Source organism: Sphingobacterium sp. UDSM-2020, assembly GCF_016132525.1.
In the GTDB taxonomy this organism is placed as follows: Bacteria; Bacteroidota; Bacteroidia; order Sphingobacteriales; family Sphingobacteriaceae; genus Sphingobacterium; species Sphingobacterium anhuiense.
Genome location: NZ_CP066166.1, coordinates 2,546,527 through 2,559,862, shown reverse-complemented (window position 1 = coordinate 2,559,862; position 13,336 = coordinate 2,546,527). Strand labels below are relative to the sequence as shown.

The 13,336-nt window shown below is 36.5% G+C and carries 10 protein-coding genes; 5 read left to right on the top strand and 5 right to left on the bottom strand.

The genetic code is table 11. The annotated features are described in order from the left end of the window. Nucleotides 1-24: 24 nt before the first annotated feature. Nucleotides 25-1,017 (top strand): hypothetical protein, encoded by a 993-nt coding sequence (locus JAZ75_RS10780; RefSeq protein WP_232789407.1) that lies wholly within the window; start codon nucleotides 25-27, stop codon nucleotides 1,015-1,017. Nucleotides 1,018-1,088: 71 nt separating this feature from the next. Here JAZ75_RS10780 and JAZ75_RS10775 read toward each other — a convergent pair whose 3' ends face one another. Both JAZ75_RS10775 and JAZ75_RS10770 read right to left on the bottom strand, forming a co-directional pair. Continuing rightward, nucleotides 1,089-2,198, bottom strand: a complete 1,110-nt coding sequence (locus tag JAZ75_RS10775; protein ID WP_208701736.1) for a zinc finger domain-containing protein — start codon at nucleotides 2,196-2,198, stop codon at nucleotides 1,089-1,091. 9 nt (nucleotides 2,199-2,207) lie between these two features. Next, nucleotides 2,208-3,338: an SPFH domain-containing protein gene (locus tag JAZ75_RS10770; RefSeq protein ID WP_132771001.1), complete on the bottom strand. Its 1,131-nt coding sequence runs from the start codon at nucleotides 3,336-3,338 to the stop codon at nucleotides 2,208-2,210. A gap of 203 nt (nucleotides 3,339-3,541) precedes the next feature. Between JAZ75_RS10770 and JAZ75_RS10765 the strand changes: the two genes are divergently transcribed. Continuing rightward, nucleotides 3,542-5,413, top strand: a complete 1,872-nt coding sequence (locus JAZ75_RS10765; RefSeq protein WP_021188656.1) for a DNA topoisomerase IV subunit B — start codon at nucleotides 3,542-3,544, stop codon at nucleotides 5,411-5,413. Nucleotides 5,414-5,648: 235 nt separating this feature from the next. Next, the gene (locus JAZ75_RS10760; protein WP_208701734.1) at nucleotides 5,649-7,430 is read left to right on the top strand and encodes a hypothetical protein; all 1,782 of its coding nucleotides are present in this window, start codon (nucleotides 5,649-5,651) and stop codon (nucleotides 7,428-7,430) included. Nucleotides 7,431-7,533: 103 nt separating this feature from the next. Here JAZ75_RS10760 and JAZ75_RS10755 read toward each other — a convergent pair whose 3' ends face one another. The 3 genes from JAZ75_RS10755 to JAZ75_RS10745 are packed head-to-tail and all read right to left on the bottom strand — an operon-like array spanning nucleotide 7,534 to nucleotide 9,998. Beyond that, nucleotides 7,534-8,439 (bottom strand): class I SAM-dependent methyltransferase, encoded by a 906-nt coding sequence (locus JAZ75_RS10755; protein ID WP_132771003.1) that lies wholly within the window; start codon nucleotides 8,437-8,439, stop codon nucleotides 7,534-7,536. Between the two features lie 54 nt (nucleotides 8,440-8,493). Further along, nucleotides 8,494-9,246: an ABC transporter ATP-binding protein gene (locus JAZ75_RS10750; protein WP_132771004.1), complete on the bottom strand. Its 753-nt coding sequence runs from the start codon at nucleotides 9,244-9,246 to the stop codon at nucleotides 8,494-8,496. Between the two features lie 17 nt (nucleotides 9,247-9,263). Continuing rightward, the gene (locus tag JAZ75_RS10745) at nucleotides 9,264-9,998 is read right to left on the bottom strand and encodes an MlaE family ABC transporter permease (RefSeq protein ID WP_183917190.1); all 735 of its coding nucleotides are present in this window, start codon (nucleotides 9,996-9,998) and stop codon (nucleotides 9,264-9,266) included. 289 nt (nucleotides 9,999-10,287) lie between these two features. Here JAZ75_RS10745 and JAZ75_RS10740 point away from each other — a divergent pair, with 289 nt between their 5' ends. Next, the gene (locus tag JAZ75_RS10740) at nucleotides 10,288-11,232 is read left to right on the top strand and encodes a LiaI-LiaF-like domain-containing protein (protein ID WP_132843025.1); all 945 of its coding nucleotides are present in this window, start codon (nucleotides 10,288-10,290) and stop codon (nucleotides 11,230-11,232) included. 46 nt (nucleotides 11,233-11,278) lie between these two features. Then, a complete protein-coding gene (ispG, locus tag JAZ75_RS10735) occupies nucleotides 11,279-13,291 on the top strand; it encodes a (E)-4-hydroxy-3-methylbut-2-enyl-diphosphate synthase (protein WP_208701732.1) in 2,013 nt (670 codons plus the stop codon). Nucleotides 13,292-13,336: the final 45 nt, after the last annotated feature.

Genomic DNA, 13,336 nt, shown 5'->3' with positions numbered 1-13,336 from the left:
ATTTAAAAAAAATACACTATAATTATGGAAGAAAAATCAACATGGGCTAGATTACGTTGGCCAATTAAAGCAATAATTATTGCAATCCCATTACTGGCTCTGGGCTATTGGGCTTTCGAATCTGGTAAATTTGATGGACAATCAACGAGCACCTCCGATACCACAGCTATTAATATATCGTCCAATCCATCGAAACAATCAACTGACGATAAAAGAACATTTAACTATCAACCTGAAAAACCTGTAAATGGTGAATATAAAGGAGTAATCGAAGTCGGAGCCTCAGGTTTCAATTCTTTTGTCGTAAATATCGATAAGCAGAATCACTGGGAAATCATTTCCAAAGATTTTGGCAAATCATTTGTCTATGAAGGTCTAGCCAGTACAGAAGATATCCGGAAAGGACTTAAAGACTACATTGGAACTATGTTTGACAAAGGTGTTAAATCAAAAAACATACACTTTGTCATCAGCTCCGGCGCACAAAAAGAACCTAAGACAGCAGTTATTGTTTCCGAACTAAAGAAAATGGGATTTGTTGTTAATTTAGTAACAGCAGAACAAGAAGGTAAATTAGCACTAAAATGCGTACTTCCTCCTTCTTATCAGGACAATTCCTTTGTCGTAGATATTGGCTCAGGTAATACTAAAATTTCATGGGTTGCTGGTGAAACAAAATCACTTGAAGCACCAGGTGCGAAATACTACGAAAAGAACTTAAAAGATGAAGATGTTTATACTGAAGTAAAAACGTTAACAGCAAAAATTCCTGCAGCCAACAGAGAAATCTGTTTTATCATAGGGGGAGTGCCATTTGAATTGGCCCAACAAACACGTACTGGCGAAGAACGTTTTACCGTATTAAATAATCCAGAAACCTATAATACCGATAAAGTAAAAATCAAAAGTGGGGTAAATATCTATAAAGCAATTAAAGATGCTACGAACTGCGATACCTTTGTATTTGACTGGGATGCCAACTTTACAATAGGGTTCTTACTTTCTTTAAACAAATAAAGCTATCGATCATATCATAAAAAATGGTCTTATTGTATTTTCAATAAGACCATTTTTTATTTATAACAAGATTATCCCATTTGGCTTAACAAAACGACTAGAATTATTACAAACAATATCAAGAGCGCAATCTTCCAAAAGCTATATGGTCGTTGTCCATAAACCTTACCGTTAAATGCGTTAACCATAATCTGATAACTTTTACCCTTATATCGATAAGCCGACAGCCAAACCGGAAGTAAGATATACTTTAGCCTGATATCCTTATAAACAGAATCAATATCGTCAATCCTTTGCGTATCTCCGCCGATATCCGATCTGACGGTATCAGCGATCTCATCATCCATAATTTTTTTGGCGGCATGAGCACCAGCCACATGATCAATACTAAAGGTTTCTGCGATAAATCCACTAAGATATTGATCATTGAAAGGCTTCAGATATTCCATATTCCAAGGACCTATTTTTGAAGCAAAATTATTAGGTAATGACGTTGAAGCACTAACTATAACATCTTTAAATCGGTTAAAAACACGTCCAGAAGCATAATACCATCTGGTCTGTTGCTCCTCATAGGTCTCTGTTTTGCCATCAGCAGTTCTTCTAGTTCTAGTGACATAATAATATTCACCTCGTTGCCCCTCATAAGAAGAACTCGCTTCGGCATCATAACTCCAAAAAGGAATATAAACACCTTTCAACCTATTATTTTGCGCACTAAAAATACGCTTAAAATCATTGGGAGCAAACCATAAACCTCCAGCCCATTTTTTAAAAAGCGGAAATGCCTTATTCTCCTCAATAAAAAACGGAATCACCCCATGTGGTTTTACAATACGTTTTTCTTGATGGTCAATCACCAAAGGAGAAGCGCAAAAAGCACATAAATCTGCTGTAACATGCGGATCTAATGTAGAATTGGCTCCACAGTTTTGACAATGCACCACCTCAGCAGCAACCGTAAACCGAGCGTCATGAATATCTTGCATCGCTGCTGTAAATTCTTCATAATCAACCGGACTGATAACTTGGTTCGTTAAGTCACTTTCCTTAATCTGATTTTCAGTACCACAGTAAGCACATTTTAGATATGACGTTCCTGGTTGGTAAGCTAAAATCGCCCCACAACCCTGACACTTTAAATTCTGACTAACTTCCGTTGTCTTTTCCTCAAAACTCATAAACAGAATCTATGCCCCCGGAATTGGCGGAGGGCCAGCATTAAACAAGCTTGTCAATTCGTCAATTTCACGCGCTTCAATCCAATTTTCCAGTCCAGCTTTCCAAACGAGTGTAGAAGAAACTAGTTTGCCGCTTCTTACCTCGTCTTTCAGCTGATCAATCAAAAAAGGTCCTTCTTGAACTCCATTAATCGCTAGAAAATACTGAACCGCTTGTGGTATCGCCGGTGGTGCCACCGATGGAGAGGCACCCGTCGGATTATTGCCTTCAAATTTATTCTGTTGAAATATACCTGACATCTGGCCAGCCATTCCGGCACCTAATCCAACACCCATTCCTGCGCCCATAAGACCTCCGCCATTGGGGTTTTCAGCAGCTTTTTCCATGGAATTAGCTGCTTGAAATTGAGCATAAGCACCTAAATTTCCAACAATACCCATACTGCTTCTTTTATCCAATACCTTTTCAACTTCTTCGGGCAATGAAATATTCTCAATTAGAAATTTATTTAGATTCAAACCGATCTCTTCAAATTCAGGACGTATTTTCTCTTGTATAAAGTTGGATACCTCATCATAATGAGAAGCTAGGTCTAAGACAGCAATTTTTGACTCTGCAATTGCATCCATCCCTCTGGTTACAGCGATATTTCGAAGTTGCTCATTAATACTTTCAACCGTAAAAGTTGGATTAGTCGACGCAATTTGCTTTAAGAAGACAGCAGCATCTTTAACCTGAAAAGCGTAAGATCCAAAAGCCCGAAGCCGTATAGGACCAAACTCAGCATCCCTTAACATAATAGGATTTTTAGTACCCCATTTTTGATTAGTAAACTGACGCAAACTTATGAAAAACACATCTGCTTTAAATGGACTATTGAATCCATATTTCCACCCTTGGAGGGTCGTCATGATAGGCATATTCTGAGTTGTCAGCACATGTCTACCCGCAGTAAAGACATCCGCAATCACCCCCTCATTCATAAACACAGCAACTTGTCCTTCTCGTACTGTTAACTGCGAATTCATTTTTATTTCATTCTGATACCGTGGAAATTTCCAGACTATAGTATCAGGACTATCATCTACCCATTCAATGATATCGATAAACTCATTCCGTATTTTATCAAATAAGCCCATAATTTCTATTTATAATGTTTCCTAAATTTAAGTAAATAATAGGGAATGCAATATAAATATTTATACAATTTATTGGAGAACAATTACACAAACGCTCCTCTAGAGAGATCTTCCATTCTAAATAAATGTTTTCAGATCGTGACTGCACTTATTTAATCTTTATTTTGCTATTTTTGCTACACACCGAAGAATAATTAAAAAACATGAGTACTTATAACGAAGATAGTATACGTTCCCTCGATTGGAAAGAACATATTCGCTTACGTCCCGGTATGTATATTGGGAAATTAGGAGATGGTTCTGCGTACGACGATGGTATTTATGTCTTATTAAAAGAAGTAGTCGACAACTCTATTGATGAGTTTGTGATGGGAGCTGGAAAAACGATCGATATTACGGTCAACGACAATAAAGTCGCTGTTCGGGATTACGGACGTGGAATTCCCATTGGTTCTGTCGTAGATGTAGTATCCAAAATCAATACCGGAGGTAAATACGATAGCAAAGCCTTTCAAAAATCTGTAGGTCTTAATGGTGTCGGTACTAAAGCTGTCAATGCTTTGTCTGGACAGTTCACGGTACAATCATACCGCGAAAAAGTAACCCGTATCGCACAGTTTAGTAAAGGTGAGTTACTATCAGATGAAGAAAAAGAAACAACACAGCGTAATGGTACCGCAGTTATATTTTACCCCGATGAGACCATCTTTAGAAATTACAAATATCGTTTAGAGTTTGTGGAAAACATGATCTGGAATTATGTTTTTTTAAATTCTGGATTAACTATTAATTTCAATGGACAGAAATTCATCTCTGAAAATGGTCTAAAAGATTTATTAGAGCGGAATATTGACACCGAATCCATGCGTTATCCTATCATTCACCTAAAGGGTGAGGATATTGAAATCGCGATTACCCACGGACAGCAATACGGTGAAGAATACTACTCTTTTGTCAATGGACAACATACAACGCAAGGAGGAACACACCAAGCAGCGTTTCGCGAAGCCTTAGTGAAGACAATCCGTGAGTTCTATAAAAAAGAATTTGAAGCATCAGACGTACGGTCATCTATCATTGGCGCGATCGCAATCAAAGTGCAAGAGCCGGTCTTTGAATCACAGACCAAGACAAAACTTGGCTCCCAAAGCATCGGTCCAGATGGTCCAACTGTAAGAACATTTATCAATGACTTTCTAAAAAAAGCATTGGACGATTACCTGCATAAAAATTCAGATACAGCAGACGCTCTGTTAAAACGTATCTTACAATCGGAAAGAGAACGTAAAGATATTGCCGGTATCAAAAAACTTGCAAATGAACGTGCCAAGAAAGCTTCGTTACACAACCGTAAATTACGCGATTGTAAGGTCCATTTCTCCGATAAAAACGAACGTAATCAGGAAACAACCTTATTTATCACCGAGGGGGATTCAGCTTCAGGTTCAATTACTAAATCTAGAGATGTACAGACACAAGCTGTTTTTAGTTTAAAAGGAAAACCTTTAAACTCTTACGGCATGTCTAAAAAAATTGTCTATGAAAATGAAGAGTTCAATTTACTGCAACATGCTTTAAATATTGAAGACGGTTTAGATGGCTTACGTTATAACAACATTGTATTTGCTACAGATGCCGATGTAGATGGTATGCACATCCGCTTACTTCTCTTGACATTTTTCCTTCAGTTTTTTCCTGATTTAGTAAAGGCTGGTCACGTGTCTATCTTACAGACACCCTTGTTCCGTGTACGGAATAAAAAAGAAACCATATATTGCTATTCCGATGAAGAAAGACAACGCGCAATTGCAAAATTAGGAAATAAGCCCGAAATTACCCGATTTAAAGGACTTGGAGAGATTTCCCCTTCCGAATTTGGTTTATTTATCGGAAAAGATATGCGCTTAGACCCTGTCTTCTTATCTAAAGACAATAAAATACAGCAACTTTTGGAATACTATATGGGTAAAAACACTCCCGATAGACAAAAACATATCGTCAATAATCTTCGTGTAGAACTAGATCTAGAAGAAGAATTAGCCAAACTGGCGAAATTAGAAAAACAAGCGGGTTAAGACCGCTTGTTTTTCTTTCATATTATCCATACAGCCATTTTAGAAATCCCATTCGTTCACCTGCAGTAAAACTGTACTACAACTAAAGGTGTAAAAGAATCATAACTATTACATGAGATCGGGCAGAAGATTCTTTAGGGATATAATAAAAGTGACGCATATCATTTTTTAAACACACAGACATTACTTTTTCATATCCTTTTTATTCGGTATTTCGTATTGAAATAAAACTGATATGACGCATTCATTCCATATTCCCGTTTTGGGTCTAGCATTTTCAATAGATTCCCCTTTAAAAGTCGCTCGATTTGGTATTTCATCTGTGATATCCATTGTAGATGATGAATTAATTGAGCGTATTCGAGCATACTATTGTACCCTAAACAAAAAAGAATACCATCCGATAACAAAAAAAGAACCTGACTACAGAGCTCATCGTATTTCCAGTTATTTAAATCTGGTTTCCAACATTGTTCAAGAACAAATTGAGCATATGCGTATAGAGTTTTTTGAAAAAGGATCAGAGATCGATCGCTACTTCCAGCTCATCCCCGAATCCCACCCCGCAAAAAATATCTATTATGCGATGCTTTCAGAAACAGATATCTTAGAAAAGGCTAAAAAAAAGCAAATCCTTAGATCCTTTATCAAAGCTGGAGATATCGATGTCAATATCATGTCTAAAGTCGACAAAATTAATTATGATAAAGATGGAATTGCATTAGATGATACTTACTCAGACGCGCTAGCTGCCTTACGAGGTTTTGCACAATCAGACCTGCAGTCGTCTGTCATCTTATCAGCAGGTATGAATCCAAGACTATACGCCTATTTAGCAGAGTTGCCTGCTTTCTGCCAGCAAGAAGATGGAACTTTTCAGAAAAAAATAACACTAAAAGTTAGCGACTACAGATCAGCATTGATTCAAGCAAAGTTTTTAGCGAAAAAAGGAATCTGGGTTTCAGAATTTCGTGTAGAGTCTGGGCTAAATTGTGGTGGACATGCCTTTGCAACAGAAGGATTTTTATTAGGTCCTATCCTATCCGAATTTAAAAATAAAAAACACGAATTACAGGAAGAACTATTCAGCATTTATCAGAATTATTGGTTACAAAAAGGTTGCAACTTCCAAGCTGCTCCGCCGATTAAATACACTGTTCAAGGAGGTGTGGGCACATCAAGTGAACATCAATTCCTACTGAAACATTATGAATTTGATGCTGTAGGATGGGGATCACCATTTTTATTGGTCCCCGAAGCAACCACAGTCGATGATGAAACATTATTAGCACTGACCACATCGGAAGAAGAAGACTTTTATATCAGTGGAGCTTCTCCTCTCGGAGTACCTTTTAATAATTTCAGAAAAAGCTCTGCAGAACGCCTACGCTTAAAAAGAATAAAAGACGGAAGACCCGGAAGTCCATGTAAAAAGAAATATCTCGTATCAAACTTAGATTTCAGTAATGAACCGCTATGTACAGCTTCACGTGCATATCAAGACAAAAAAATAAAAGAATTACAGGGAAAATCATTAGATCAAAAAACCTATAATATGGAATATGATCTTATTACAGAAAAGACATGTCTATGTGATGGACTAGCTACCCCGGCATATTTAAAATATAACATCCTGAAACATAAAGAACAAGATGCTGTATCCATTTGTCCAGGTCCAAATACTGTTTGGTTTAAAAATAAGTTCTCCCTTGATCAGATGATTAATCATATTTATGGCAAAGACGATTTGATCAAAAATGATAAAAGGCCATTTTTATTTATTAGTGAACTATACTTATATGTAGCACACATCAAAAAATATGTAGAAATGAATGCCGACACGGTCAATGACAAAAAAATAAAATATGTCGAAAAGTTCAAAAATCAACTTATAGAAGGAATAGCTTATTACAGCAGATTAAAAAATGAGCTAAAGGGGTTTTCAGATCAAATTGTAGAATGTATACCGGAGCAACTCAAAAGTGCAGAAAGAGAACTCGCAGAAATAAAATTTTAATAAGTTCCAACAGTACAATATACTGAATTAAAGAGAAACTTATTAATAGTAAAAGGATAGCCAATCGGCTATCCTTTTATTAATTTATATTTTGTTATAGTATCTATTTAGCAACTTTTCTGAACTTACCAAAAACACCCAAAGGTAATTTTGGTCCCGCAGTAGCTTGCAAATATAACTCTCCGACTTCTAGATTTTCTACTTTTGGAAACGCAGTACGAATTAAGTTCTCCACAATAACAGAAGAGAAACCTAACGAATAAGTATTTAAAATCAAGAAATGCTCTTTAGGATCTAGTAATTGCACCACATCATGCATCATTTCCATGATATGATCTTCCAGTTTCCACTTCTCCCCTTTAGGACCATGACCATAAGCCGGAGGATCTAAAATAATACCATTATATTTATTTCCTCTTTTTACCTCACGCTTTACAAACTTCAATGCATCTTCTACTACCCAACGAATATTATCAATTTCCGACAACTCTTGGTTTTCATTAGCCCAACTAACTACCTGTTTAATAGAGTCCACGTGAGTTGTATCTGCTCCAGCGGCACGCGCAATCAATGATGCACCACCTGTATAAGCAAATAAATTTAAGACCTTAGGATTTTCCGTTTCAAAAGCACGCACTGACTGTGAAATATAATCCCAGTTAACCGCTTGCTCAGGAAAAATACCAACATGCTTAAATGAAGTTAATCCCAGACGGAATTTAATCGCAACATCATCATTCTTATATTGAATATGCCAACGATCCTGCGCTTTAGGATTTTTTTTCAACCATTCTCCCGAAGTAGCAGAGCGACCTTTAAATTTAATATCATGGCGTTTATTCCATTCCGCTGCAGATAGCGTTTTTGGCCATACAGCCTGCGGTTCTGGACGAATCAAAACTAAATTGCCAAAGCGTTCTAATTTCTCGAAATCACCACAATCGATTAACTCGTAATCTTTCCAATGTTGTGGTGTTAATAATTGTATATCTGTAGTAGTCAAAATCAATAATTTGGCGCAAAGATACGTAAATCTAAAAACAAATACGCAATGATGAATAGATTACATCGTTTCTTTTGCTCGCTTCATCAGTGGGCTTGCAAATACAAAATTATTTAATTCTTCCACATCAGACCGCATCATATCTTGATTTGAACCTTCCCAAAACTTTTGCCCTTTGTAGAGATATAGAATATATTCTCCAATACCCATTACCGAGTTCATATCATGCGTAACCACAATTGTTGTCGCATTATACTCTTCTGTTAGCTCTAAGATTAACTCATCAATCAAAATGGAAGTTTCTGGATCCAAACCCGAATTTGGTTCATCACAGAAAAGATACTTTGGACTCATGGCTATTGCACGAGCAATTCCAACTCGTTTTTTCATCCCACCGGATAACTCTGAAGGATAAAGTTTATTCCTTCCTTTCAAATTAACCCGTTCCAAACAAAAATTAGCCCGGTCTAATTTTTCAGATTTAGACATCTCCGTAAACATATCCAATGAAAAAATAATATTTTGCTCCACAGTCATGGAGTCGAATAATGCCGAATTCTGAAATAACATGCCAATTTCCTTTCGAATTGGAATACGGTCTTCAAAACTAAGTTTTGAAAAATCCTTACCATCAAAGAGAACACGACCTTTGTCCGGCTCATGTAGCCCAACCATACATTTTAGCAAGGTACTTTTTCCAGAGCCTGATCCTCCAATAATTAAACTTACTTTACCTGGTGCAAAAGTGGCATCAATACCTTTCAATACCTCGTTACTTCCGAAGGATTTATAAATCTGCTCTATTTTTATCATAATTATTTTAAAAGAAATTAAAGCATGAGAGCCGTTATTAAATAATCAGCTGCCAATATTGTAATACAGCCAATAACAACTGCTTTAGTACTCGCTTGACCGACTTCTAAAGCCCCACCTCGAACCGTAAAACCTTTATATGCAGATATGGAAGTGATGATAAAGCCAAAAACAAATGCTTTTACAATTGCAACAGTAACGGTAAAGCCATTAAAGCCCTCTTGAATTCCCATAATATAGTCTGATGGTGTTACTGCTCCAGAAAGAGCTCCTCCGATGAGTCCACCCAAAATAGCACAAAAAATTGCTAAGATAACCAAAACAGGAACCATGGTAATTCCAGCCAATATTTTGGGTAGTATAAGGTAACCTGGTGCATTAATACCCATAATCTCTAAAGCATCGATTTGCTCAGTCACACGCATGGAGCCGATTTGTGATGAAATAGAAGACCCAACACTTCCCATAAGCACCAAAGCAGAAATCGTAGGTCCCAGTTCCAAAATATTGGAATCTCGGTTAATGGAACCAATTATTGAATTTGGAATCAAATCAGAAACCAACTGAAAGGCAATTTGCATCGTCATAACTGCCCCAATAAACGTAGAAATAATAAGAATGAGACCTAAAGACCCTATACCAATTTCGTTCATGGCATGCATCGTTTCCTTCCAATAAATTTTTCCTTTTTCTGGTTTCTTAAAAACCGACCGCAGCAATAACAAATAAGAACCAATATGGTGAAATATCATATATAAATAGTATTTTTCTTCTTTAACGTCTAATATACTACTATAACACCATATATTACAAATTGGTTTGCCATAACATTACGATAGCGATACAAGATTCATAAGAATACCATAACCTCAAAACAAGCAAAAATAGATCGTCCCCAAGAAATACAATCTCTCAATTACCGATGAAATCATATATTTTACCGAGATTAGTACATGAATAACCTAATTCATAAAATCAAAAATTTATTTTAGATTACATTTGTATTGTAGTTTTAAAAACAAACGAACAAATAATTTTATTATGGACGCAAAAAGAATCACCACAGGCATTATATTTTTATTCATCGGAGTAATCTTACTCTTAAGTAAAATGGATATTATTGAGTTTAATTGGTTCGAAGTTTTTCGCTATTGGCCATTATTAATCATTTTGGTAGGCGTAAATATTCTTGTTCCTAAGAAAGACATTGGATATATGATATCTATCGGAACCACATGCGTCATTTTAGCAATATTCACATTTATAGGCATCACAACACCTAACCAAAGTTTCTTATCCCGAATCATGGAAAATAGAGATCTGGATATTGATTCCGAAAATGAAGAAGATTTCATCGGAACCTCAAACGCTGTCTCTGCCAAGAAAAATATAAATACCAGCCATGCGACTGCCAATATTGACTTAGGAGCTACCAAGTTAGTATTAAAAGATACAACCGTAGCAAATCTCTTTGAAGCAGCCAATACATCTGACAAATATTTTCTATCATTAAATACTGATGTTAAGAACGACGGGGCTGCAACGCTTAATTTAAGTGGAAAAACAAAAAAAGGAATAGATTCAAAAGGAAATTCCACCATTATCAAGCTAAACAAAAATATCATCTGGGATTTAAACTTTGACGTAGGTGCTGCAGATATGCAAGGTGACTTATCAAATTTTAAAATTAAAAATCTTACAGTTGATGCTGGCGCGAGTAATCTAGATCTTAAACTCGGAAATCCACAAATGATTTCTAATATTAATATTGACGCCGGTGCTTCTTCCATAAAAATAGCATTACCAAGAGAAGTCGCATGCCAGATTATTACAGAAATGGCACTGTCAACTGTAGATGCTGATGACAGTTTTATAAAAGGTGGAGACAAAGGAATACTGACAAGTCCTAATTTTGAAAATGCCAAAAATAAATTCAAAATTTCAATTGATGGTGGTATAACCTCAGTAACAGTTAGCCGCTACTAAAAAGACCCTAGAGAAGTGCAGTAGAATGCATAACTTTGCATTAGATATGGACACAAGTAAACTTTTGACATTACCTGGTATTTATTGCAACTCGCAAACCACCTATTCAAGGTGGAAGACAAGAGAAGTACAAATTGGAGATGTACCCATGGGTGGAGACAATCCGATACGTATTCAAAGTATGACAACAATCGACACCATGGATACCATGGGTTCTGTGGAACAAACCATCAGAATGGTCAATGCTGGTTGCGAATATGTACGAATAACAGCTCCTTCTATAAAAGAGGCTAATAATCTGGCTAATATTAAGCAAGAATTACGCGCCCGAGGATATCATGTTCCTCTAGTAGCAGACATTCACTTTACTCCCAATGCGGCAGAAGTTGCAGCAAGAATCGTTGAAAAAGTACGTGTAAATCCGGGTAACTATGCCGATAAGAAGAAGTTCGACCAACTGAGCTATACAGACAGTGAGTATCAAGCTGAATTAGACCGTATTTATAAAAAATTCAAACCCTTAGTCAATATTTGTAAAGAATATGGCACTGCTATGCGCATAGGAACCAATCATGGTTCCCTTTCGGACAGAATCATGAGTCACTATGGTGATACTCCAGAAGGAATGGTTGAATCGGCTATGGAATTCATCAGAATTTGTGAAGACTTAAATTATTACAATTTATGTATCTCCATGAAATCAAGCAATCCGCAAGTGATGGTTCGTGCCTATAGACTGCTGGTCGAGAAGATGATTAGTGAGAACATGAACTATCCATTACATCTAGGTGTAACGGAAGCTGGTGATGGAGAAGATGGACGCGTCAAATCAGCTGTTGGAATAGGAACTTTATTAGAAGATGGTTTAGGTGATACAGTACGTGTTTCGCTGACTGAAGAGCCAGAAAAAGAAGCTCCAGTTGCTATTGCTTTAGTTAATCGATATACAAAAAGACAGCACGATTTCAATACGTCTGTGATTCCTCCAATCTTAAAATTAACAGACAATAACAGCCCTACTCCTTATATCTCAAAAGAAGTCAATACTTTTATTGGAGGATCATTGGTCCCACGTGTAGTAGTTGACATCTCCAGACAAAATCTAAAAGATGCCGGTTTCTTGTCGCAAGCAGGCTACCGCTACGATATGCTGTTAGACAAATATCACATGGGAGAGCAGTCGGTTGATTTTGTTTATCTAGGCGATCAATTGCCATCTTTTAACATGCCGGCAAATTTAAAACAACTGTATAATTACAACACGTGGAAAAGTATTCAAAATAAAGCCAATATACACCCTTTATTTACGCTGGAAGAATTCAATCAAGCTAATGAGAAGGATGCTTCTTTAAATATAGTAAAAATTAAAAACGAAGATTTAGTAACAAGTTTATTTGAAACGCTACCACTTGATAAAACTATTGTGTTTCTTTTAGAGACAACAGCAGTTCATGGCATGGCAGAACAAAGACAATTCTTCAAAAATCTTCAAGAAATTGGCTTAGATAACCCGGTTATCATTAAAAGAACCTACGAAGCCGTGGCATTTTCTGGACCAATTGGTGATTTCATGAATCCGGAAGAACCAATTTCGAAACTTCAGTTATACGCAGCGACCGATTTAGGAGCACTTTTAATTGATGGCTTTGGATCCGGAGTTTGGATTGATTCGCCAGCAACACCTTTGGACAAAATAGTATCCTTATCATTTGGAATCCTACAAGCAACAAGATCTAGAATTTCTAAAACAGAATATATATCATGCCCGAGCTGTGGACGTACATTATTCGATCTGCAAGAGACCACGCAGATGATTAGAAATAGAACAAATCATTTAAAAGGATTAAAAATAGGCATTATGGGCTGTATTGTTAACGGTCCAGGTGAAATGGCTGATGCCGATTATGGCTATGTAGGAGCCGGACCTGATAAGATTACACTTTATCGCGGTCAAGAAGTTGTTAAGAAAAATGTAAGTTCAGCACATGCTTTAGACGAGCTCATCAACATCATTAAATCGGATGGCTTGTGGATAGAAGAAAGTGAAATTCCTAATTAACGAAAAAGGCTTAAATGATATCATTTAAGCCTTTTATATTTTTTA